This is a genomic window from Streptomyces sp. 6N223, assembly GCF_052246635.1.
Classification (GTDB): domain Bacteria; phylum Actinomycetota; class Actinomycetes; order Streptomycetales; family Streptomycetaceae; genus Streptomyces.
In genome coordinates, this window is sequence record NZ_JBQQCA010000017.1 from 77,654 (window position 1) to 99,969 (window position 22,316).

The 22,316-nt window shown below is 73.3% G+C and carries 17 protein-coding genes; 5 read left to right on the forward strand and 12 right to left on the reverse strand.

Going from position 1 to position 22,316, the window contains the following annotated elements:
- Nucleotides 1-161: 161 nt before the first annotated feature.
- Nucleotides 162-3,446 (forward strand): BTAD domain-containing putative transcriptional regulator, encoded by a 3,285-nt coding sequence (locus ACTWQH_RS13500; protein WP_443286727.1) that lies wholly within the window; start codon nucleotides 162-164, stop codon nucleotides 3,444-3,446.
- Between the two features lie 26 nt (nucleotides 3,447-3,472).
- Here ACTWQH_RS13500 and ACTWQH_RS13505 read toward each other — a convergent pair whose 3' ends face one another.
- From ACTWQH_RS13505 to ACTWQH_RS13520, 4 genes are all read right to left on the reverse strand, one after another.
- Nucleotides 3,473-4,273 carry an ABC transporter permease gene (locus ACTWQH_RS13505; RefSeq protein WP_443286728.1) on the reverse strand — a complete coding sequence of 267 codons (801 nt, stop codon included), beginning with the start codon at nucleotides 4,271-4,273 and terminating at the stop codon, nucleotides 3,473-3,475.
- Nucleotides 4,270-5,289: an ATP-binding cassette domain-containing protein gene (locus ACTWQH_RS13510; protein ID WP_443286729.1), complete on the reverse strand. Its 1,020-nt coding sequence runs from the start codon at nucleotides 5,287-5,289 to the stop codon at nucleotides 4,270-4,272. Before ACTWQH_RS13510 ends, ACTWQH_RS13505 begins: the two co-directional genes overlap by 4 nt.
- A gap of 120 nt (nucleotides 5,290-5,409) precedes the next feature.
- Nucleotides 5,410-5,583, reverse strand: coding sequence for a hypothetical protein (locus ACTWQH_RS13515; RefSeq protein ID WP_443286730.1), 174 nt, complete (start codon nucleotides 5,581-5,583; stop codon nucleotides 5,410-5,412).
- A gap of 58 nt (nucleotides 5,584-5,641) precedes the next feature.
- Nucleotides 5,642-6,667, reverse strand: coding sequence for an ATP-dependent 6-phosphofructokinase (locus tag ACTWQH_RS13520; RefSeq protein ID WP_443286731.1), 1,026 nt, complete (start codon nucleotides 6,665-6,667; stop codon nucleotides 5,642-5,644).
- A 260-nt stretch (nucleotides 6,668-6,927) separates the two neighbouring features.
- On the opposite strand from ACTWQH_RS13520, the gene pta reads away from it, so the two are divergent.
- From pta to pyk, 3 genes are read left to right on the forward strand one after another with little or no spacing between them, the layout of a single operon-like run.
- The gene (pta, locus tag ACTWQH_RS13525; RefSeq protein ID WP_443286732.1) at nucleotides 6,928-9,333 is read left to right on the forward strand and encodes a phosphate acetyltransferase; all 2,406 of its coding nucleotides are present in this window, start codon (nucleotides 6,928-6,930) and stop codon (nucleotides 9,331-9,333) included.
- Entirely contained in the window at nucleotides 9,330-10,586 is a 1,257-nt protein-coding gene (locus ACTWQH_RS13530; RefSeq protein ID WP_443286733.1) for an acetate kinase, read from the forward strand. The genes pta and ACTWQH_RS13530 overlap by 4 nt, the downstream gene beginning before the upstream one ends.
- 37 nt (nucleotides 10,587-10,623) lie before the next feature.
- On the forward strand, nucleotides 10,624-12,054 hold the full coding sequence (gene pyk, locus ACTWQH_RS13535) for a pyruvate kinase (RefSeq protein ID WP_443286734.1): 1,431 nt from the start codon (nucleotides 10,624-10,626) through the stop codon (nucleotides 12,052-12,054).
- A gap of 8 nt (nucleotides 12,055-12,062) precedes the next feature.
- Here the strand turns inward: pyk and ACTWQH_RS13540 are convergent, their stop codons facing one another.
- From ACTWQH_RS13540 to ACTWQH_RS13570, 7 genes are all read right to left on the reverse strand, one after another.
- Entirely contained in the window at nucleotides 12,063-13,454 is a 1,392-nt protein-coding gene (locus ACTWQH_RS13540; protein ID WP_443286735.1) for a hypothetical protein, read from the reverse strand.
- 16 nt (nucleotides 13,455-13,470) lie between these two features.
- Nucleotides 13,471-14,025 carry a DUF6114 domain-containing protein gene (locus tag ACTWQH_RS13545; RefSeq protein ID WP_443286736.1) on the reverse strand — a complete coding sequence of 185 codons (555 nt, stop codon included), beginning with the start codon at nucleotides 14,023-14,025 and terminating at the stop codon, nucleotides 13,471-13,473.
- A gap of 137 nt (nucleotides 14,026-14,162) precedes the next feature.
- A complete protein-coding gene (locus tag ACTWQH_RS13550) occupies nucleotides 14,163-14,783 on the reverse strand; it encodes a DUF6230 family protein (RefSeq protein ID WP_443286737.1) in 621 nt (206 codons plus the stop codon).
- 520 nt (nucleotides 14,784-15,303) lie between these two features.
- Nucleotides 15,304-16,293, reverse strand: a complete 990-nt coding sequence (locus ACTWQH_RS13555) for a tetratricopeptide repeat protein (protein ID WP_443286738.1) — start codon at nucleotides 16,291-16,293, stop codon at nucleotides 15,304-15,306.
- 119 nt (nucleotides 16,294-16,412) lie between these two features.
- Nucleotides 16,413-18,116, reverse strand: a complete 1,704-nt coding sequence (locus ACTWQH_RS13560; protein ID WP_443286739.1) for an acyl-CoA mutase large subunit family protein — start codon at nucleotides 18,114-18,116, stop codon at nucleotides 16,413-16,415.
- A 126-nt stretch (nucleotides 18,117-18,242) separates the two neighbouring features.
- Nucleotides 18,243-18,575, reverse strand: a complete 333-nt coding sequence (locus ACTWQH_RS13565; protein ID WP_443286740.1) for a DUF3817 domain-containing protein — start codon at nucleotides 18,573-18,575, stop codon at nucleotides 18,243-18,245.
- Nucleotides 18,576-18,649: 74 nt separating this feature from the next.
- On the reverse strand, nucleotides 18,650-19,159 hold the full coding sequence (locus tag ACTWQH_RS13570) for a MarR family winged helix-turn-helix transcriptional regulator (protein WP_443286741.1): 510 nt from the start codon (nucleotides 19,157-19,159) through the stop codon (nucleotides 18,650-18,652).
- 130 nt (nucleotides 19,160-19,289) lie between these two features.
- Here ACTWQH_RS13570 and ACTWQH_RS13575 point away from each other — a divergent pair, with 130 nt between their 5' ends.
- Entirely contained in the window at nucleotides 19,290-20,306 is a 1,017-nt protein-coding gene (locus tag ACTWQH_RS13575) for a glycoside hydrolase family 6 protein (RefSeq protein ID WP_443286742.1), read from the forward strand.
- A 46-nt stretch (nucleotides 20,307-20,352) separates the two neighbouring features.
- Here ACTWQH_RS13575 and ACTWQH_RS13580 read toward each other — a convergent pair whose 3' ends face one another.
- Complete coding sequence (locus ACTWQH_RS13580) at nucleotides 20,353-22,305, reverse strand: galactose oxidase-like domain-containing protein (RefSeq protein ID WP_443286743.1); 1,953 nt, start codon at nucleotides 22,303-22,305, stop codon at nucleotides 20,353-20,355.
- Between the last annotated feature and the right edge of the window lie 11 nt (nucleotides 22,306-22,316).

Here is a 22,316-nt window from a genome sequence, read left to right on the forward strand (position 1 = left end):
GGTATCGGCCCGCCTCCCGAGGCTCCCAGAGTGTTGGGAACGCCTGGGTGATTCGGCAACGCAGCGAGGTGCCGTGCCGGGCGTCGCGACGGGGCGAACCTTGGCTGACGCGGCACTGGGTCCCGGGCGTGCGCAGAGCCGCCGGTGGGAGACTGGCGTGCGTGGAGGTGCGCGTACTCGGGCCGCTCGAGGTCGTCGGTGAGCAGGGGCGGGCGCTCGCCGTCGGCGGCCCGCGCGTGCGGGCGTTGCTCACGCGGCTGGCGCTCCAGCCCGGCGCGAGCGTGCCCGCCGACGCGCTCGTCGACGGGCTGTGGGGCGACGCCGGCGACGCCCTCCCCTCCGACCAGGCGAACGCCCTCCAGTCGCTCGTCTCGCGGCTGCGCCGCGCCCTGCCCGACCCGGCCCTCGTCGTCTCCGGCCCCGGCGGCTACCGCCTGGCCGTCGACGCCGAGGACGTCGACGCCGTCCGCTTCGAGCGGCTGGCCCAGCGCGGGCGCCGCGCCCTCGCCGAGGAGCGCGACCCCGACGCCGCCGCGCGGCTGCTGCGCGAAGCCCTGACGCTCTGGCGCGGCCCGGCCCTCGCGGACGCGACCGCCGCCGGCGTCCCGTACGCCGCCGCCCCCGCCGCCCGGCTCGAAGGGCTGCGGCTCGCGGCCCGCGAGGATCTGTGCGAGGCGGAGCTGTCGGCCGGCCGGGCCCAGGCCGCGCTGCCCGACATCGAGGCTCTGGCCGCCGAGGAGCCGCTGCGGGAACGCCCGCTGGCCCTGCTGATGCGGGCCCGTTACGCCGCCGGCCGCCAGGCCGAGGCGCTGGCGGCGTACGAGGCGTTCCGGGCCCGGCTGGCCGACGAGCTCGGCGTCGACCCCTCCCCCGGGCTGCGCGAGCTGCACCTCGCCGTGCTGCGCGCCGACCCGGCCCTCGCAGTGAGCGCCCACGCGCGCACGCGCACGGGCAACCTGCGCGCGGCGCTGACCAGCTTCGTGGGCCGGGACGAGGAGCTGCGGCTGATCGCCAAGCGGCTGTCCGAGGGCAGGCTCGTCACGCTGACCGGGCCCGGCGGCGCGGGCAAGACGCGGCTGGCGACGACGGCCGCCGCCGGCGTCGCGGACGACTATCCGGGCGGGGTGTGGCTGGTGGAGCTGGCCTCGGTCGGAGACCCGGACGACGTGCCGCAGGCCGTGCTCGGCACGGTCTGCCCGGGCGTGGGCGGCGTAGGCGGCGTGGGCAGCGGCAGGCCGCTCGACCGCGGCCGGCCCTCCGCCACGCCCCGCGACGCGATGGGCCTGCTGGCCGAGGAGTTCCCGGACGCGCCGACGCTGCTGGTGCTCGACAACTGCGAGCACCTGATCGGGGCGGCCGCGCGGCTGGCCGAGCGGCTGCTGGGCGTCCGCCCGCGGCTGCGGGTGCTGGCGACCAGCCGCGAGCCGCTGGCCATCCTCGGCGAGGCGCTGTGCCCGGTGCCGCCGCTGGCCGTGCCCGGGCCTGGCGAGCCGGTCGCCTCGGCCGCGGCCGTGCGGCTCTTCACCGACCGCGCCGCCGCCGTGCGGCCCGGGTTCGCGGTGGGTGAGGAGAACGCCGAGGCGGTGGTGGAGATCTGCCGCCGGCTGGACGGGCTGCCGCTGGCGATCGAGCTGGCCGCGGCCCGGCTGCGCGCCCTGACGCCCGCGCAGCTCGCGGCCCGGCTGCACGACCGGTTCCGGCTGCTGACCGGCGGCAGCCGCACCGCCATGCCGCGCCACCAGACGCTGCGCGCGGTGGTGGCGTGGAGCTGGGAGCTGCTGACCGACGCCGAGCGCGACCTCGCGGAGCGCCTGGCAGTCTTCGCCGGGGGCGCCGGGGGCGCGACCCCGGCGAGCGTCGCGGGCGTCACCGGCGTGTCCGAGGACGAGGCGCTGGAGTTGCTGGCGTCGCTGGCGGACAAGTCGCTGCTGCACGCGGTGGACGACGGCGGCGGAGGCGGTGCGGCCGAGGAGCCGCGGTTCCGGATGCTGGAGACGCTGCGCGAGTACGGGCTCGAGCGGCTGGCCGAGCGGGGGCGGGTGAAGGAGGCGCGCGACGCGCACGCGGCGTACTTCGTGCGGCTGGCCGAGGCGGCCGAGCCGGAGCTGCGCGGGCCCGGGCAGCTCGTGTGGGTCGACCGGCTGATCGCCGAGCACGACAACCTGCTGGCCGCGCTGCACCACGCCGCCGGCGGCGGGGACGCCGTGGTGGCGATCCGGCTGGCCGCCGGGCTCGGCATGTTCTGGACGATGCGGGGCAACCACGCGGAGGCCGCGAACTGGCTGGAGATGGCGCTGGCGGCGCCGGGCGCGGAGCGGGCCCCGCGCCTGGCGCGGGTGCTGGCGACGGTCCACTTCGTGATGAACCGGCTGGTGTCGGGCGCCGTCGAGCAGGAGCGTATCCGTCCCATGATCGAGGCGGTGGGCGCGGAGACGGAGCGGCTCGCGGAGGACGATCCCGGCGTGGGCCACGCGGTCGTCGCGCTGATCCGGCCGGCCCTGGCGCTCTTCGACGACCGCCACGACCGGGGGATGGAGGAGGCGGCCCGCGCGCTGTCCGAACCCGGGCTCGACCCGTGGGCGCGGGCGATGCTGCGGCTGATGCGGGCCGCCATCCTGGAGAACGAGGGCGATCCGGTGGGCGAGCTGACGGAGCTGGAGGCGGCGGTCGCCGCCTTCCGGGAGGTGGGCGACCGGTGGGGGCTGGCGATGACGCTGACCCAGCTCGGCGAGCTGCACACGCGGCGGGGCGAGGCGGGCCCGGCCCTCGCCACGCTGGGCGAGGCGCGCCACCTGATGCAGGAGCTGCGCGCCGAGCCGGACCGCGACAGCCTGCGCATCCGGCTGGCGGTCATCAGGGCGGGTCAGGGCGACCCCAGGGGACGCGCGGAGCTGCTGGAGGTCGCGGACCTCGCGGACCGCAAGGGCCTGACGTTCCTGCGGGTGTCGACCCGTCTCGCCCTCGGCGACCTTGAGCGCCGGCGGGGCGACGCGGCCGAGGCCGCCCGCCACTACGCCGTGGCGCTGAGCAGCGTCGACGGCCACACGTGGGCCCAGCCGCAGCTGAACGCCCTGGTCCGCGCCTCGTCCAGCATGGTGGAGCCGGAGACGGGACGGGCCGCCGCCCTGCTGCGCGAGGCGCTGAACGCGGCGGTCGACGTGACGGACATGCCGGTGACCGCCGCCGTCGGCGTGGCCATCGCGGCGTTCCGCGCGGAGCGCGGCGCTCCCGCCGATCCGCTCGGTGATGCGGTCGCCGCCGGCGCCCTTGGCGCGGCGGCGGCGCTGCGCGGCATGGCCGGCGCCGGGCCGGACATCGAGCGGCTGACGGGGCTGCTGCGCAGGCGGCTCGGCGAGGCGGCGTACGCGGCGGCGTACGGTCGCGGCCTCGCGCTGAGCCGCGAGGCCGCGATCGAGGCGCTCCGGGCCGCGATCGGGCCGGGCTAGTCTCCCGCGTTTCCTCCCGCGTTCTCCTACGTCTTGCGGCGGTAGGCGCGGACCGCGAGCGGGAAGAAGACCGCGAAGATCGCGGCCGACCAGGCCAGGGTCTGGAGAACGGGGGTCGCGACGGGGCCGCCGGTCATCAGGCCGCGCGCCGCCGCCATCACGTCGGCGACCGGGTTGACCCCGACCCACCACTGGAGCCAGCCCGGCAGGGAGCCGGTGGGCGTGATCATGTTCGTGCCGAAGGTGAGCGGGAACATCGCCATGAACAGCACGCCCTGCACGCTGCCCGGTTCCCGCAGCACCACCCCCAGCAGCACCGAGCCCCAGGTGAGGGCGAAGGCGAAGAGCATCACCAGCAGGCACGCGGCGAGCGCCGAGAGCGGGTCGGTCCCGATCCGGAAGCCGAGCGCGTAGCCGAAGCCGAGCATCACGACGACGCAGACGACGTAGCGCACCATGTCGCCGAGGACCGAGCCGAGAAGGGGCGCGGCGCGGGCGATGGGCAGGCTGCGGAAGCGGTCGAAGACGCCCTTCTTGATGTCGGTGTTGAGGTTGACGCCGGTCTGCACGGAGGCGAACACGACGGTCTGCACCATGATCGCGGGCAGCAGGAACCGCAGGTAGGCGTCGGTGGAGCCGGAGATCGCGCCGCCGAGGAGGTAGAGGAACATCACGATGAAGATGACCGGCTGCAGCGTCACGTCGATGAGCTGCTCCGGCGTGCGCATCGTCTTGGTGAGGCTGCGGCGGGCGAGGGTCAGGCTGTGGGCCAGCACGCGGGCGCCCGCGGGGCGGGCGGGGGCCGCGTGAACGGTCGCGGTGGTCATGTGGCTGACGCCTCCTTCGCTGTGGGGTTGGGGACGGGGCCGGGCTCCGCGCCGGGCCGTGGCTGCTCGGCGCCGCCGGAGGCGGCACCCGTGAGCGTGTAGAACACCTCGTCAAGACTGGGCAGCCGCAGCGACAGCTCCATCACGGCGATGCCGTCGGCTGCGAGTCGCGCCACCACGGCGCCGAGCGCCGCGTCGCCGTCCACCGGCACCCTGACCACGCCCCGGCTGGGCTCGGCGGGCCGGCTTCCGGTGACCCGCTCCAGCACGGCGGCGGCCTCGGGGAGGCGGGCCGGGTCGAGCGGGCGTACCTGGAGGCTCTGGCCGCCGACGACGGCCTTCAGCTCGTGCGGCGTGCCGTGGGCGATGACCGTCCCGTGGTTCATGACGACGATCTCGTCGGCGAGGGCGTCGGCCTCCTCCAGGTACTGGGTGGTGAGCAGGACCGTCACGCCGGCCTCGGCCTGCTCGCGGACCATGCCCCACACGTCGTCGCGCTTGGCGGGGTCGAGCCCGGTGGTGGGCTCGTCGAGGTAGACCACCTCGGGGTGGGCGACGAGGCTGGCGGCCAGGTCCAGGCGGCGGCGCATGCCGCCGGAGTAGGTCGAGGCGCGGCGCCCGGCGGCCTCGGTGAGGTCGAAGCGCTCCAGCAGCTCCGCCGCGCGCGCCCGGGCGGCGGCGCGCGGCAGGTCGAGAAGGCGGCCGATCATCACCAGGTTCTCGGTGCCGGTCAGGTCCTCGTCCACCGAGGCGTACTGGCCGGTGAGCCCGATGCGGCGGCGCACCTCCTCGGGCTGCCGCGCCACGTCGTACCCGGCGACGCGGGCGGTGCCGGCGTCGGGGCGCAGCAGTGTGGCGAGGATGCGCACGGCGGTGGTCTTGCCCGCCCCATTGGGTCCCAGCATGCCGAGCACGGTGCCGGGCCGGGCGGCCAGATCGACACCGGCCAGCGCGGTGGTCTCGCCGAAGCGCTTGACCAGGCCCTCGGCCTGGAATGCGTACGCCTTGGCTGTCACGGCTCGGGGCCTCCTTCCTGTCCTTGGGTTCGTGTCGCTCGCTCGTGAGGAGCGGCGGTGACAGGAGTCAGGCTGCCGGGGCGTGCTGTCAGCCAGCGCACAGTGCGCTGTCAGCCGCTGTCAGCCGCTGTCGGCCTCTGGCGCGGCCGCCGGTGTCGGCGCAGTCGGGCCGAGGGCGCAGGCGTGCCAGTCGACGTGCTGGCCGTGGAAGCGGGCGAGCGTGACCGGCCCGGCGACCTGATCCACGTGGACGTCAACATGCCCGCACGCCAGGGGCGGCGGGCGCGTCGGCACGCTCCGGGAAGCTCCCGAAAGGGGGTCGGCTGTCCCCAACCCCCCTGAGAGCCGCCCCTCAGAACACCGCCTCGGCCTCGTCCATGCGGTTCTGCGGGACGTGCTTGAGCTCCATTGTCGCCGTCGCGAGCGGCGTCATCACGATCTCCGTGCCGCGCAGCGCCGTCATCATGCCGAACTCCGAGCGGTGGGCGGCCTCCACCGCGTGCCAGCCGAAGCGCGTGGCGAGCACCCTGTCGTACGCCGAGGGCGTCCCGCCGCGCTGGATGTGGCCGAGGATGACCGGGCGGGCCTCCTTGCCGAGGCGCTTCTCCAGCTCGCCCGCCAGCCGGTTGCCGATGCCCGCGAAGCGCTCGTGGCCGTACTGGTCGATCTCGCCGCGCTCGTACGGCATGGAGCCCTCGGCCGGGCGCGCGCCCTCGGCCACGCAGATCACCGCGAACTTCTTGCCGCGCGCGAACCGGTCCTCGACCATCTTGCAGAGATCGTCGAGCTGGAAGGGCCGCTCGGGGACGCAGATGCCGTGGGCGCCGCCCGCCATGCCCGCCTCCAGGGCGATCCAGCCGGTGTGCCGCCCCATCACCTCGACAACCATCACGCGCTGGTGCGACTCGGCGGTGGTCTTCAGCCGGTCGATCGCCTCGGTGGCCACGCCGACCGCCGTGTCGAAGCCGAAGGTGCGGTCGGTGGCGGAGATGTCATTGTCGATCGTCTTGGGGACGCCGACCACGGGGATCCCCGCGTCGGCGAGCATCCGGGCGGCGGTCAGGGTGCCCTCGCCGCCGATCGGGATGAGCGCGTCGAGGCCGAGCTTGCGCTGCAGCGCCTCGCCGGTCTCGCACGCCTCGGCCAGCCGGTTGCGCTCCAGCCGGCTGGAGCCCAGGATCGTGCCGCCGCGCGCCAGGATGCCGCTCACCGCGTTGATGTCGAGCTCGCGGTAGCGGCCGTCGAGCAGGCCCTTGAAACCGTCCTCGAAGCCGATCACCTTGTCGCCGCGGTCCACCACGGCGCGGTGCACGACCGACCTGATGACGGCGTTCAGGCCGGGGCAGTCACCGCCTGCCGTGAGTACGCCAATACGCATGGGGTTGCTCTCCTGCTCACTCTGGCGACGTACGAGCCGCCGGAATTGTTTCACGAGCGGGCGTCGCATTCGAACGGCGCTCGCGAACCTCTTTCGCGCCCCCGCGGGGGGTGTGAGCGGGGGCCCTCGGCGGATGTCGGCGGCGGTCGGTACCGTCGAAGCCGTCGGTGACGGGGCTCAGGAGCGGCGGCATGGTGGCCATGCTGCCCCGGGCCCCTTGATCCGAGCTTGCCACGCGGGCAACCGAAGAGGACGTGACAGTGACGCGCAGTGTGTATGTGGCCGGAATCGGCCGGGGGGACGGGCGCCAGGTCGTCGAGCTGGGCGTGATGGAGCTGCTGACGCGGCAAGTGGACCGGGTGGGCGTGTACCGGCCCTTGGTGCACGAGGGGCCGGACCAGGTGCTCGGCCTGCTGCGGGCGCGGTACCGGCTGGCGCAGCCGCCGGGCAGCGCCCACGGCATGAGCTACGCCGAGGCCGCCGCGCTGCTGGCCGAGCGGGGCACGGACGAGCTGGTGACGCGGCTGGTGGACCGCTTCCACGAGGTGGCGCGGGCGTACGAGGCGGTGCTGGTGCTGGGCACGGACTACGCCGACACGCAGCTTCCGGCCGAGCTGTCGCTCAACGCCCGGCTGGCGAACGAGTTCGGCGCGTCCGTCCTCCCGGTGGTGGGCGGCGCGGGCCAGAGCGCCGAGTCGGTCGCGGCCGAGGTGCGCAACGCCCGCCGCGCGTACGCCTCGCTCGGCTGCGAGGTGATCGCCACGATCGCCAACCGCGTGGCCCCGGAGGAGAGGCCGCAGGCGGCCGCCCTGCTCGGTCCTGGCCGGACCGGCCAGGGCCACGCGGCCCCGGGCCTGCGGCCCGGTCCTGCGCCGGAGCGGGCTTCGGGTCCGGGACGGGGTCCGGCGCCGGGCGCCACGGCGGCCACCGGCGCGGAGACGACCGACGGCTCGTCCGGCGCGGGACCCCAGGGCACGCCGGACGACGCCGCGGCCGCGGGCGCGATTCCGGGCCAGGGGCCCGATCCCGATTCCGCGCCGGACGTGGCTCCCGGGTCGGCGCCCGAGCGGGGGCCGGGGCACGGCCCCGGCGGGGCAGGAGCGGCGGCGACCGAGGCCGCCGCCGAGCTCGCGTTCGTCGTGCCCGAGGACGCGGCGCTCAGCGCGCCGACCGTGGCGCAGATGGTCGAGGCGCTGGGCGCCGAGGCGCTGCTGGGCGACGGCGCGGGGCTGGCCCGGGACATCCGTGGGTTCGTCTTCGGCGGCGCCATGCTGCCGACCTTTCTCACCGCGCTCACCGACGGCTGTCTGGTGATCACGCCCGGGGACCGGGAGGACCTGGTGGTCGGGGCGCTGGCGGCGCACTCGGCCGGGGCGCCGCCGATCGCCGGGCTGCTGCTGACGCTGGGCCAGCGGCCGGGCCCGGAGACGATGGCGCTGGCCGCCCGCCTGGCCCCCGGCACGCCGGTGCTGTCGGTGGCCGGCGACTCCTTCTCCACCGCGACCGCCCTCTCCGGCCTGGAGGGCAGGCTGACGGCGGCCACGCCGCGCAAGGCGGAGATCGCGCTCGGCCTGTTCGAGCGGCACGTGGACACCGCCGCGCTCACCCGGCGGCTGTCGGTGGCCCGCGGCGACCGCGTCACGCCGATGATGTTCGAGCACGCGCTGATCGCGCGGGCCCGCGCCGGCCGGCGGCACGTCGTGCTGCCGGAGGGCACCGAGGAGCGGGTGCTGCGGGCGGCCGAGGTGCTGCTGCGGCGCGACGTGTGCGGGCTCACGCTGCTCGGCGAGGAGGACGCGGTCCGCAAGCGGGCCGCCGACCTGGGTCTGGATCTGGGCCTGGACCGGCCGGGCGGCGTGCGGATCGTGGACCCGCAGACCTCGCCGCTGCGGGAGACGTTCGCCGAGCGGTACGCCGCGCTGCGCGCCCACCGGGGCGTCACGCACGAGCTGGCCTACGACGTGGTCGCGGACGTGTCGTACTTCGGCACGCTGATGGTGGAGGGCGGGCTGGCCGACGGCATGGTCTCGGGCGCGGCGCACTCCACCGCCGCGACGATACGCCCGGCGTTCGAGGTCATCAGGACCAGGCCGGGTGCGTCCATCGTCTCCTCGGTGTTCTTCATGTGCCTGGCCGACCGGGTGCTCGTCTACGGCGACTGCGCGGTCAACCCGGACCCGAACGCCGAACAGCTCGCCGACATCGCGGTCCAGTCGGCCGCCACCGCCGCCCGCTTCGGCGTCGAGCCGCGCGTCGCGATGCTGTCGTACTCCACCGGCACCTCCGGCTCGGGCGCGGACGTGGACAAGGTGCGCGAGGCCACGGAGCTGGTGCGGCGGCTGCGGCCCGACCTCATGGTGGAGGGGCCGATCCAGTACGACGCGGCGGTCGAGCCGTCGGTGGCGGCGACGAAGCTGCCGTGTTCTCAGGTGGCCGGGCGGGCGAGCGTGCTGGTCTTCCCCGACCTGAACACCGGCAACAACACCTACAAGGCGGTGCAGCGCTCGGCGGGCGCGGTGGCGGTCGGCCCGGTGCTGCAGGGCCTGCGCAAGCCCGTCAACGACCTGTCGCGCGGCGCGCTGGTGCAGGACATCGTCAACACGGTCGCGATCACCGCGATCCAGGCACAGGACGTCGAGCAGGACGTCGAGAAGGAGACACGGTGACCGAAACGGTGACCGAGGCCGCGCGGGTGCTGGTGCTGAACTGCGGCTCGTCCTCGGTGAAGTACCAGATGCTGGACATGGCGGGCCCGGCGCGGCTGGCCACCGGACTGGTGGAGCGGATCGGCGAGGGCGCCTCGCGCCTGGTGCACACCCCGGAGGGCGGCGAGCGGCGGGAGCTCGAGGAGCGGGTGCCCGACCACGAGGCGGCACTCGCGGCGGCGGCGAAGGAACTGGCCGCCGACGGGCTGGGCCTGGACTCTCCCCCAGGCCCTGGGGGCCCGGGAGGTACCCCCACCGGGCTGGCCGCCATCGGGCACCGGGTGGTGCACGGCGGCCGCCGCTTCACCGAGCCGGTCCTCATCGACGACGGGGTGACGGCGGAGATCGAGCGGCTGGTGCCGCTGGCGCCGCTGCACAACCCGGGGGGCCTGACCGGCATCCGCACCGCGATGGCGCTGGCGCCGCACGTGCCGCAGGTCGCCGTCTTCGACACGGCGTTCCACGCCACCCTGCCGGAGCACGCCGCGCGGTACGCCATCGACGCCGCGACCGCCGAGGAGCACCGCGTCCGCCGGTACGGCTTCCACGGCACCTCGCACGCCTACGTCTCGCGGCGCACGGCCGCGCTGCTGGGCCGCGAGCCGTCGGAGGCGAACGTGATCGTGATGCACCTGGGCAACGGCGCCTCGGCGTCGGCGGTGGCCGGTGGCCGCTGCGTGGAGACCTCGATGGGGCTGACCCCGCTGGAGGGCCTGGTGATGGGCACCCGCTCCGGCGACGTGGACCCGGCGGTCGTCTTCCACCTGGCGCGGGTGGGCGGCATGTCCGTCGACGAGATCGACGCGCTGCTCAACCAGCGCTCCGGCCTGCTGGGGCTGTGCGGGGACAACGACATGCGCCAGGTGCTGCGCCGGCGGCGGGAGGGCGACGACGCGGCGCGGCTGGCGTTCGACGTCTACGTCCACCGCCTGAAGAAGTACGTGGGCGCCTACTGCGCGGTGCTGGGCCGGGTGGACGCCGTGGCGTTCACCGCGGGGGTCGGGGAGCACGCCGCCGAGGTGCGGGCGGCGGCGCTGACCGGGCTTGAGGGGTTCGGCATCGAGATCGACCCGGAGCGCAACGCGGCCCCGGGCCGGGACGCGCGGCTCATCTCCCCGGAGTACGCTCGAACTGCGGTCGCCGTGGTGCCCACGGACGAGGAACTGGAGATCGCCACACAGGCGTTCAGGCTCGTTCGCGGGGCCCCCGCCTGAATATTCCGGCTCGGAACAAACCGATAGGATCGCCCCCATGCGCCGTTCCAAGATCGTCTGCACGCTGGGCCCCGCCGTCGACTCCTTCGAGAAGCTCAAGAGCCTGATAGAGGCGGGCATGAACGTGGCCCGCTTCAACTTCAGCCATGGCACGCACGAGGAACACGAGGAGCGGTACAACCGCCTGCGTAAGGCCAGCGAGGACACCGGTCAGGCGGTCGGCGTGCTCGCCGACCTCCAGGGCCCGAAGATCCGGCTGGAGACCTTCGCGAACGGTCCTGTGGAGCTGAAGCGCGGCGACGAGTTCATCATCACCACCGAGGACGTGGAGGGCGACCGCAGCATCTGCGGCACCACGTACAAGGGCCTGCCCGGGGATGTCGCCAAGGGCGAGACGATCCTCATCAACGACGGCAACGTCTCGCTCCAGGTCACCGAGGTGGACGGCCCCCGGGTGCGCACCATCGTCATCGAGGGCGGCGTGATCTCCGACCACAAGGGCATCAACCTGCCCGGCGTCGCGGTCAACGTGCCGGCGCTGTCCGACAAGGACGTGGAGGACCTGGAGTTCGCGCTGCGGCTGGGCTGCGACATGGTGGCGCTGTCCTTCGTGCGCAACGCCCACGACGTGGTCGACGTGCACCGCGTGATGGACCGGGTCGGGCGGCGGGTTCCCGTCATCGCCAAGGTGGAGAAGCCGCAGGCGGTGGAGAACATGGACGAGGTCATCGCCGCCTTCGACGGCGTGATGGTGGCCCGCGGCGACCTGGCGGTGGAGTACCCGCTGGAGAAGGTCCCGATGGTGCAGAAGCAGCTCATCGAGAAGTGCCGCCGCAACGCCAAGCCGGTGATCGTCGCCACGCAGATGATGGAGTCGATGATCGAGAACTCGCGGCCGACGCGCGCCGAGGCGTCGGACGTGGCCAACGCCATCCTCGACGGCGCGGACGCGGTGATGCTCTCGGCGGAGTCCTCCGTCGGCCGGTACCCGATCGAGACGGTGAAGACCATGTCGAAGATCGTGGTGGCGGCGGAGCAGGACCTGCTGTCGCGGGGGCTGCAGCCGCTGGTGGCGGGGAAGAAGCCGCGCACCCAGGGCGGCTCGGTGGCGCGGGCGGCCGCCGAGATGGCGGACTTCCTCGACGCCAAGGCGCTGGTGGCGTTCACCAAGTCCGGGGACACCGCCCGGCGCCTGTCGCGCTACCGGGCGGTGCAGCCGATCATCGCCTTCACGACCGATCCGTCGACGCGCAATCAGCTGACGTTGACGTGGGGCGTGGAGACGTACGTGGTGCGGTACGCCAACCACACCGACGAGATGGTGGAGATCTGCGACGCCGAGGTGACGAAGCTGGGCCGCTTCGAGCCCGGCGACACGCTGATCATCACCGCCGGCTCGCCCCCCGGCGTTACCGGGACCACGAACATGGTCAGGGTGCACCACCTCGGCGGCCAGAGCGGCGTCTGATCACCGCGTCAACGGTCCGTGGGCGTGGGCCCGTCGTTGCTGATGTAGGAGTCCATGCCCGTCATCGTCAGCTCGCCGCCGAACTGGCCGGCCTGGATGACGAAGACGTCGGTGAAGTTGGCGATGGGCAGGTCGAGCGGCGGCTCGTGCTCGGGGTCGAAGGTGATGGGTATGAGCCCGAACAGGTTGCCCTGAAGCCGCTCGGTGTACAGGGTCACGGTGCCGTTGCGGAAGGTGGAGACCGACCCGGGCTGGGTGGCCACGTGGCGGCGTACGCCCCCCTGCCCGTCGACGATCTGATGCAGGTCGCCGATGTCGATCTCCTCGGCGGTGAACTTCAGCACCTGCTTCGTGGTCCCGTTCGCCGTGGTGACGTTGACCACCCCGTGGTAGTCCAGGCCGTAGAGGGTGAGAGACGAGGCTTCGAGATACCAGGGTTCGTTCGGCAGCACGAGGTCGGTCTCTTCGTCCACGCCTGGGACCTGCTTCTCCTCCGGACAGGGGAAGGGCTGCGCGCCGTCCTCGCCGACCGGCGGCAGCTGCGGTGACGCCGACGCCTCCGGGTCGGGCTGCTCCTGCTGCTCTTGTTCCTCCTGCTCCGGCTGCTCGGGCTGCTCCTGCTGGTCTCCGCTCTCCTGCGCGGCGTTGTCCTGCTCGCCGCCCTGAGTGCCCCCGGCGCCCTGCTCGTCCTGTGCCTCGTCCTCGGGGGAGGGCTGGGCGGGCTGCGCCGGCTCCTCGGTCTCCCCGGGCTGCTCCGGCTCGGTGGTCTCCCCGCCGTCGCCGGGGGTCAGCAGGTCGCCCAGCCCCTCGCCGATGTCTTCCAGGCCCTCGGTAACGCCGTCCAGCAGGCCGCCGGAGCCATCAGTCCCGTCGGCCGTCGCCTCGTCCTCCGCGGAGGCCTCGGGCTCGGGCTCGGGCTCGGACTGCCCGGACTCCTGCTCGCTCTCCTGCGCCTCCGGCCGCGGGGTCTCCTCGGGCGCGGGCGTCTGCCCGGAGCCCTCGGACTCGGACTCCTGGGCCCGGTCCGGCTCCGCCGACTCCGCGGACTCCTCGGCCTCCGACTCCCGCTCCGGCTGCTCTTGCTGCTGCTGTTGCTGGTCCTGCTGTTGCTGCTGCTCCCGCTCGGTCTGCTCCCGCTCCTCCTCCGCCTGCGCCGGATCGGGCATCTCCACGCAGGAGTCGCCCCGGAACGGGTTGTCCGGCTGCTGGTCGGCCTTGGCCAGCGGCGAGGTGAACCCCGTGCCCAGCAGCACCGCGGAGGGCATGGCCGCCAGCGCGACCGCCTTTCCCACCGGCATGTGCAGGCGTTGAAGCAGGGGCTTGCGCTTCGCCGCGTGCCTGCCCCGCGGGGCGGGCTGACCGTCCCCCTCGCCCTCCTCGGCGGATATTCCCCCGCTCATTGACCCGCTCGGCTCTTTACTCGGCACGGTGCCTCCCCTTCCCCGGAGTCGTCCCCTCTCCCGGTGTCGCTCCGGTGCCGCCGAAGCCGGCGAGCGCGCTGCCGGTACCGGGTGTCGCGGGGGGCGGATCGCCGCCCGCCGCGTCCTTGCGCTCCGCCGCCTGCGGGCCGGGTTGCCCCGGCACCCAGGCGACGCCCATGGCGCCGCCCACCAGCCCGAAGATGAAGCCCACCAGGAAGCCCCCGAAGTTGGAGACCACCAGCGAGACCAGGGCCAGCAGGATGGCCGCCACGCCCGCGAATATCCGTACCTGCGGCTGGAACCACATGACCAGTCCCAGCACCATCAGCAGCACCCCGATCACCAGCGAGCCCGCCCCCGCCGTGGTCGACATGCGGATGGTGAGATCGCCCAGGGTGACGTGCGCGTACGGGAAGTAGACGATGGGCAACCCGGCGATCATCGTGAACAGGCCCGCCCAGAACGGACGTCGCCATCTGAAGTAGCGGAACGCCAGGCGTGCCCGGGAGAGAAACGGGTCTCTCGTCAGGTCTTCGGTGGTGGTGCTCACGGCACGTACTCCCTGGTGGTGCTGGTGGCACGGATCGATGGCGGGGGCGGCACGCACCAGGCGGTGCGGCTCCTGGGGCAGAGGCGCCAGATTCCTCTGCCCCAGGCAGGGTTGTCGAACAGTCGGCTGAACGACCGTCAGAAGCACTCTTCCTTGCCGACGTGCAGATTCAGGCTGAGATCGCTCAGCTTGAAGGTGCCGGCCGAAGTGGCCCACGCGGTCTGCTCGATGTTCTGAAGCACCACCCTGTCGGACTGCTGGGCGAACGAGCCGGGAAGGTAGTCCCCGGTCGGGTCCGGCCCCTTGGTGGTGTCGTCCACGCTCACGCCGATGTCGATGTTGGTGAACACCGCCTGTGAGGCGTCGAGCTGAGCGACGTCGATGAAGAGGTTCTCGGCCTCGACCGGGTTGTCCGGATCGGTGCCGGCTCCCAGCTCCAGCGTGACGTCGCCGAGGAACGGTACCCCGGGGATGACCACCGACTGGCACAGGTTCTCGATCGTGGCGTTGTCGAACGCCGAGATCGAGACCGGCTCGGTGCCGTTACCCGAGGGCCTGACGATCGAGCCGTACTGAACGAATCCCTCGCCCGTCAGCCGGTCGGCCGTCACCTTGAACTCCTGGCCGGAGACGGCGAACGACGCGGCCAGCGCACCCTGGGCGAGGGCGAGACCTATGGCGGCCGTGGCGGCGACGCTCGGCACCATGACAAGCCCGAACCGTCCCCATCTGGTGCCGCCGCGAGCCTGTGACTCCATACTTTCCTCCTTCTCGGACGAACATCTCCGGCGCCCGGCCACCCGTTGGTCGGCGAGCTGCCTGAAGCCCGGAGAGGAGACGTGCTTCTATCCCCGGGCTGCACCCCGGCGACAGCCACGGGCCGCGTGAGCCGCGGCCTGACCGGATCCAGGCCCCGCATGGGACGGGCACCCCCCTGGGTCCGGAGCCGACGCGTGGCACGTCGGCTTGGCCGATCGTGGTGCATCTCACGTCACGGCACAAGGGGTTCGTTACTAGCCGGTAATTCCCGGATGTCAAGAGCGCATCATCAGCTGCCCACGCTGGCACGGAGAGTGATTCGGAAAGAGCGCCCCACATGGCGACCAATGGGGCGCAACATCCACGAAACCTTGACCCGTCACTGACACAACGTGACGGCCGCCGCGTTCATCACGTTTTGGTAAAGCAGGATGAACGCAGCCACCACGATCATTTGAGGCGTGCGAGGCCCCGGCGAGCGCCGTGGAGCGGGCGGTCACCGGGGCGTTCACCGGCGGGTCAGAACAGCACCCGGGCCAGCGCGCCCCGGGCCGCCGTCACGCGCGGGTCGTCGGCGCCGACCAGCTCGAAGAGCTCCAGCAGCCGCACCCGCGCGGCGTTCCGGTCCTCCCCCGCCGTGCGCTGCACGGCGCCCACCAGCCGCCCGAAGGCGTCCTCGACGTGCCCGCCGACCATGTCGAGGTCGGCGGCGGCGAGCTGCGCGGCCACGTCGTCGGGCCGCTCGGCCGCGGCCTTGCGGGTCACCTCCGGATCGGTCTCCTGCACCCGCCTCAGGAGCTGCGCCTGGCCCAGGCCCAGCTTGGCCTCGGCGTTGGCGGGCTCCTCGGCCAGCACGTTCTCGTACGCCTGGATCGCGCCGCCGAGGTCGCCGGCGTCGAGGGCGGCGTGGGCCGCGGCGAGCGTGGGGTCGGCGGGCGGCTCGGGGGCGGCGGCGGCGCGGCCCTCGCGGGCGGCGGCGGCCTGCTCGGGGTCGACGGGGGCGCCGACGATGCCGAACCGCTGCTCGGCCGCCTGGATGAGCTGGTCGAGGACCTGGCGCACCTGCGGCTCGGGGGCGGCGCCCTGGAAGAGCGGCAGCGCCTGCCCCGCGATCACGGCGAAGACGGCGGGGATGCCCTGCACGCCGAACTGTTGGAAGAGCATCTGGTTGGCGTCGACGTCGATCTTGGCGAGGACGAACTTGCCGGCGTACTCCTCGGCGAGCCGCTCCAGGATCGGGCTCAGCTGCTTGCAGGGCTGGCACCAGTCGGCCCAGAAGTCGATGACGACCGGCACCTCGGTGCTGCGCTGCAGCACCTCCTGTTCGAAGCCGGCCTCGTCGACGTCGATCACCAGCTGGACGTCCGAGCCTGCCGCCTGCGGCCCGCCGGCGCCTGCCTGGGCCGCCCGCTGGGCGCGGGCCTGCTCGGCCTTCTCCTTGGCCTCGGCGGCCGCCTTCACGGCGGAGAGGTCGACCGCTCCGCTAATGGACATGTTGCGTGGCTGCATGGGAACAGTCTCCCCCTTCCCGGCCCCGTTCCGTAACGCGGCAGGTTTCGTCCCCCGTCCCACGCCCTCTCAAACCCTGGGGAAGCCCCCCGGGGCCCCGGGGGGGCGGGGCTTCCGGGTCAGAAGCCCGGGGGCTCGGTGTAGGTGCCCCACTCCTCGCGCAGCGTGTCGCAGACCTCCCCGAGGGTGGCCTCGGCGCGCACCGCCGCGAGCATCGGCTCGATCATCCCGGCGTCGCCCCGCGCGGCCTCGCGCAGCGCCGCGAGCGCCGACCGCACCGCCGGCTCGTCACGCGCCGCGCGGCGCGCGGCCAGCGCGCGCGACTGCTCGCGCTCCACCTCGTGGCTCACGCGCAGGATCTCCAGGTCGCCGGTGACGGAGCCGGTGTGGCAGTTGACACCGACGATCTTCTTCTCGTCCTTCTCCAGGGCCTGCTGGTAGCGGAAGGCGGCCTCGGCGATCCGGCCCGTGAACCAGCCGTCCTCGATCCCCGCCAGCAGCCCGGAGGTGACGGGCCCGATGGGGTGGCCCCTGCCGTCCGGGATCGCCCGCCTGCCGCGTTCGATGATCTCCTCGAAGATCCTCTCCGCGTCGGCCTCGATGCGGTCGGTGAGCTGCTCGATGTACCACGCGCCGCCGAGCGGGTCGGCGACGTTGGTGACGCCGGTCTCCTCCATCAGCACCTGCTGGGTGCGCAGCGCGATCTCCGCGGCCCGCTCGCTGGGGAGGGCGAGGGTCTCGTCGAGGGCGTTGGTGTGGAGGGAGTTGGTGCCGCCGAGGATGGCGGCCAGCGCCTCGACGGCGGTGCGGACGACGTTGTTGTACGGCTGCTGCGCGGTCAGCGAGACGCCCGCGGTCTGGGTGTGGAAGCGCAGCCACTGCGCCCGCTCGCTGGTGGCGCCGTACACGTCGCGCAGCCACCGGGCCCAGATGCGGCGGGCGGCGCGGAACTTGGCGATCTCCTCGAAGAAGTCGATGTGGGCGTCGAAGAAGAACGACAGGCCGGGGGCGAACTCGTTGACGTCCAGGCCCCGGGAGAGGCCGAGCTCGACGTACCCGAAGCCGTCGGCGAGGGTGAACGCCAGCTCCTGCGCGGCGGTCGAGCCCGCCTCGCGGATGTGGTAGCCGGAGACGGAAAGCGGCTTGTAGGCGGGGATGCTGCGGGCGCAGTACGCCATGAGGTCGCCGATGAGGCGCAGGTGCGGCTCGGGCGAGAAGAGCCACTCCTTCTGCGCGATGTACTCCTTGAAGATGTCGGTCTGGAGCGTGCCGTTGAGCACGGCCGGGTCGACGCCCTGGCGTTCGGCGGCGACGAGGTACATGCAGAAGACCGGGACGGCCGGGCCGCTGATGGTCATCGAGGTGGTGACCTGGTCCAGGGGGATGCCGCGGAAGAGGATCTCCATGTCGGCGGCGGAGTCGACGGCCACGCCGCAGTGGCCGACCTCGCCGAGGGAGCGGGGGTCGTCGGAGTCGCGGCCCATGAGCGTCGGCATGTCGAAGGCGACGGACAGGCCGCCGCCGCCGTTGCGCAGGATCGTGCGGTAGCGCTCGTTGGTCTGCTCGGCGTTGCCGAAGCCGGCGAACTGCCGGATGGTCCAGGTGCGGCCTCGGTAGCCGGTCGGATACAGACCGCGAGTGAAGGGGAACTCGCCGGGCCAGCCGATCCGCTCGAAGCCCTCGTATCGGTCGGTGGGGCGGGGTCCGTACACGGGCTCGACGGGGTCGCCGGAGAGCGTGGTGAAGTCGGCGTCCCTGGTGTGGGCCGCGTCGTACCGGGCCTGCCAGCGTCGGCGGCCGGCTTCGATGGCGTCAGCGTCCATGCGAGCCAATTTACTTGGACGTCCAAGTAACGTCGAGCGCGACGGGCCGCGGGCTCGGGTTTTGTTCCCGCCATCCCCCTCTCCCGCCTCCGGGGAAGGAGAGGAGGGGACGGAGGGCGTGCCCGGCTACGCGCCGACGGGCTCCGCCGCGTCGCCGGCGAGCAGCGGCTGGACCTCGGCCGTGACGCGCCGCTCGACGAAGAACGCGGCCAGCGGAATCGTGCCGGAGACCAGGACCCACAGCAGCTTGCCGAAGGACCAGCGGGCCTTCTGGCCGAGGTCGAAGGCGAAGACGAGGTAGACCATGAAGAGCAGACCGTGGATCTGGGACACCACGAGCGTGACGTCCTCGCCGGTGTCGAATCCGTACTTGAAGACCATGCAGGTACACAGGACCAGCAGCATCACCGCGGTGACGTAGGCCAAGGTCCGGTACCGCGTGAGCACACTCCGCTTCATGGAAGCAGAGCCTATCCGGCTATTCGGGGCGTTCCGCACCCGGGTCGGCCGCCCTCGGACGTCGTCGGGCGTCCTCAGTCGTCCTTGAAGTCCTGGGCGGCCACCCGCAGCGGGCGCAGGATGGCGAAGATCTCGCCGCACTCCTCGTCGTCGTACGCCGAGAGCCCGAACTTCATCGCCATCAGGTCCCGGGTCGCGGCATCGCAGACCCGGCGGCCCTCCTCGGTGATGGCGGCCAGCGTGCCCCGGCCGTCGTTGGGGTTGGGGCGCTTGGTGACCAGGCCGGACCTCACCAGTCGGTCCACGGTGTTGGTGACGGAGGTGGGGTGCACCATCAGCCGCTCGCCGATCTTCGACATGGGCAGCTCCCCCGCCCTGCTGAAGGTGAGGAGAACCAGCGCCTCGTAGCGGGCGAACGTCAGACCGTAGGGGCGAACCACCGCGTCCACCTCGGCCAGGAGTATCTGGTGCGCGCGCATGATGGACGTGATCGCGGCCATGGCGGGCGAGGGGCCCCAGCGACCCCGCCACAGCTCCTCGGCGCGGGCGATCGGGTCAAACGGAAGGCTGAGCGGTTTCGGCACGCCAGTGACCCTACCCGTAGGTTCGCCAACGGGACGGGCCTCGCGCAGCTCGGGCGGGAACGGGCAGGACTCGTCGTCGCATGCCGGGCCGCGCCCACTTTCACACGCTCTGTCATGACAGCATGACTCCATGTATGGCAGCGCCGTTCGTTCCGCCCCTCTGGCCTCTCTGGCCCGTCCCGTCGTCCTCGTCGTCGTGCTCGCCACCCTGGCCGCGGGCTGTGCCGGGTCGTCGGGCTCCGGGGGCGCCGCCGCGCCGGTGGCCTCTCACCCCGAGTTCTGGGTGGATCCCGACAGCCCGGCGGCCCGGCAGGTGAGGGAGTGGCGGGCTCAGGGGCGTACCGAGGACGCCGAGCTGCTGCGGCGGATCGCCGACCGGCCGGTGGCGCACTGGCCCTCCGGCGAGACGGACCCGGGCGAGCAGGTCGGGCCCGTGGCGGGGGCCGCCTCCGCGGCGGGCCGCACGGCGGTGCTGGTGGCGTACAACATCCCGCACCGGGACTGCGGCCAGTACTCGCAGGGCGGCGCGGCCGACGCGGAGGCGTACCGGGCGTGGATCGACTCCTTCGCCGCCGCGGTCGGCGCGGCCAAGGCGATCGTGATCCTGGAGCCGGACGCGGTGCCGCACACCGCCGACGGCTGCACGGCGCCCATGCACGTGGACGAGCGCTTCCGCCTGCTGTCGGAGGCGGTGGATCGGCTGACGCGCCAGCCCGGCACCCGGGTCTACCTCGACGCGGGGAACCCGAGCTGGATCGAGGACCCCGAGCGGCTGGCGGACGCGCTGCGGCGGTCGGGGATCGGGCGGGCCGACGGCTTCGCGCTGAACGTCGCGAACTTCCAGACGCTTGAGGAGAGCGCCGACTACGGGCGCCGGCTCTCGGAGCGCCTGGGCGGCGCGCACTTCGTCGTCGACACCAGCCGCAACGGTCTTGGTCCCTACGAGGGCGGCGGCGAGTCCTGGTGCAACCCGCCGGGCCGGGCGCTGGGCACGCCGCCCACCACCGACACCGGGGACCCGCTGATCGACGCCTACCTGTGGATCAAGCGGCCGGGAGAGTCCGACGGCGAGTGCCGGGGCGGGCCGGCGGCCGGCGAGTGGTGGCCGGAGTACGCCCTGGGGCTGGCGCGCCGGGCCGCCGGGTGAACGCCGTGCCCCGGGGGCACCCGATGCCCTAGGAGACCTAGGGCACCTAGGACACCTGGACCCAGACCGCCTCCGAGGGGGTGCCCTCGGCGTCGGTGACGAAGAGCATGTACCAGCCGGGCGGGACGAGCGAGGCGTCGTCGGGCACGGAGAGCGTCACCTCGCCGTCGCCGCGCTCGACCCGGAGCGCTGTGGAACGCTGCTCCACGTCGGTGGTGTGGGTGACGGCGCTGGGCCGCATCAGCCGGGCGGCGGCGATCCGCTCGGCGTCGTCGGTGGCGAAGCGGGCCTCGCCGCCGCGGGTGAGGCGGTCGGGGCCGCGGCCGAGGACCGGGCGGTTCTCGGCGCGCTCGCCCTGGAGGTAGGGCGGGGTGTAGATCTCCACCCGCTTCTCGAACTCGCCCATCGTGGTGTTGTCGCCGTCACTGAACAGTGGGTCGGAGCCGAAGGTCGCCACCCGGCCGTCGGGCAGCAGCAGCGCCTCGGAGTGGTAGTTGCGGCCCACGGTCGGGGCGGCGGCCGGGGTGAAGGCGTTGGCGGCGGGGTCGTAGAACTGCGCCTTGAGGATGTCGCTTTCGCCGCGGCCCCGGTAGTCCTCGGAGCCGCCGGTGGTGAAGACCGTGTCGTCGGGGAGGATCACGCTGCTGAGGTAGCGGGTGCCCTGCGGCAGCTCCGGGCCCTCGCGGTAGCGGGGGTTGTCCTCGGTCAGGTCGATGACGGCGGTGCGGGCGGTGGACTTGGGCGACTCGCCGACGCCGCCGCCGCCGAGGACCATGAACCGCTGGTCCTGGGCGGGGGGCAGCAGGAGGGAGGCGGAGGTCTCCAGCTGGTCGGCGCCGGTCAGGCCGCCGACGGGCGTGAAGGTGTTCTCCTCCAGGTCCCAGACGCCGGGGTCGCGGCCGGCGTCGGCCGGGCCGTAGCCGGCGTTGGATCCGGTGTAGAAGATCTTGCCGCCCTGGGTGAGGAAGAGCGCGGGGTAGGTGGGGAAGTAGCGCTCGGGGCCCTCGGACCAGGTCTTGGTCTTCGGGTCGTAGATCTCGTTGACGCCGGGGACGACTTCGCCGACCTCGTCGAGGCCGGAGACGGTCAGCACCCGGCCGTCGGGCAGCGCCGTGAGCGTCGGGTACCAGCGGGCCTCGTCCATCGGCTCCACCGGCACGTAGCGCTCGGCCTCGGCGTCGAACTCGTAGGCCACGTCGATGCCCTGGAAGTCCTGGTCGTCGAGGGTGAGCCGGCCCGCCATGCCGTAGAGATTGTCGGCCTGGTTGCCCTTCAGGCCGACGACGCGGTACTGGGCGGGCTCGGCGGCCACGCCGCGCTCGCCCTCGACCACGGCCGTGACGAAGACCCGGGCCTCGCTGGCGGTGACCGTGACCTCGCCGGTGTCGGGGTCGGTCTCCTTGGTGGCGCGCGGCACGGTGACGGCCGCCTCGGTGACGTACTCCTGGCCTTCGGGGGAACGCAGCCGGGTGCCCTTGGGGAGCCTGCGGCGGTTGTCGGGGTCCTCGTTCTTGATGCGCATCGATCCGCCGGCGTGGGTCACGGCGTCGCCGAGCACCTCGTAGCGGGCGGTTCCGCCGGCCACCAGCAGGCGGCCGCTGGGGAGCTGGGCGTGGCCCGCGCAGAACACGTCGTCGGGGGTGGGGACCGTGGTGAAGGTGTTCGTGGCCGGGTCCCACAGCACCGAGTCGAAGGTGCCGGCGTCGAAGGACTCCTGGTTGTTGCCGGAGCCGGCGATCAGCAGCACCTTGCCGGTGTGCAGGAGGGCGGCGTGGATCGCGCGCGTCTGGTACTCCTCCGGGACGTCCACGATCTCCCAGGAGCCGTAGCGCGCCTGGTACTCGGGCCGGGATATCCGGTACTCGTGGATCTTCTCCTCGGCGAAGCTGATGGCGGCGGGCACGTTGAGCCCTGCCAGCAGCAGGGTGGCGCCGGCGCCGAGGGCGGTCTTCTTCAGGCGCTTGCGGGGGCGGCGGCGCGGGGATGCCGTGGCTCTCATGGTTCAACTCC

Excerpts from the sequence above, each read along its gene's own strand:
- ACTWQH_RS13505 (WP_443286728.1), bottom strand. The coding sequence starts at position 4,273 with ATGACCACCGCGACCGTTCACGCGGCCCCCGCCCGCCCCGCGGGCGCC.
- ACTWQH_RS13520 (WP_443286731.1), bottom strand. The coding sequence starts at position 6,667 with ATGCGTATTGGCGTACTCACGGCAGGCGGTGACTGCCCCGGCCTGAAC.
- pyk (WP_443286734.1), top strand. The coding sequence starts at position 10,624 with ATGCGCCGTTCCAAGATCGTCTGCACGCTGGGCCCCGCCGTCGACTCC.
- ACTWQH_RS13540 (WP_443286735.1), bottom strand. The coding sequence starts at position 13,454 with ATGAGCGGGGGAATATCCGCCGAGGAGGGCGAGGGGGACGGTCAGCCC.
- ACTWQH_RS13550 (WP_443286737.1), bottom strand. The coding sequence starts at position 14,783 with ATGGAGTCACAGGCTCGCGGCGGCACCAGATGGGGACGGTTCGGGCTT.
- ACTWQH_RS13555 (WP_443286738.1), bottom strand. The coding sequence starts at position 16,293 with ATGCAGCCACGCAACATGTCCATTAGCGGAGCGGTCGACCTCTCCGCC.
- ACTWQH_RS13560 (WP_443286739.1), bottom strand. The coding sequence starts at position 18,116 with ATGGACGCTGACGCCATCGAAGCCGGCCGCCGACGCTGGCAGGCCCGG.
- ACTWQH_RS13565 (WP_443286740.1), bottom strand. The coding sequence starts at position 18,575 with ATGAAGCGGAGTGTGCTCACGCGGTACCGGACCTTGGCCTACGTCACC.
- ACTWQH_RS13575 (WP_443286742.1), top strand. The coding sequence starts at position 19,290 with ATGTATGGCAGCGCCGTTCGTTCCGCCCCTCTGGCCTCTCTGGCCCGT.
- ACTWQH_RS13580 (WP_443286743.1), bottom strand. The coding sequence starts at position 22,305 with ATGAGAGCCACGGCATCCCCGCGCCGCCGCCCCCGCAAGCGCCTGAAG.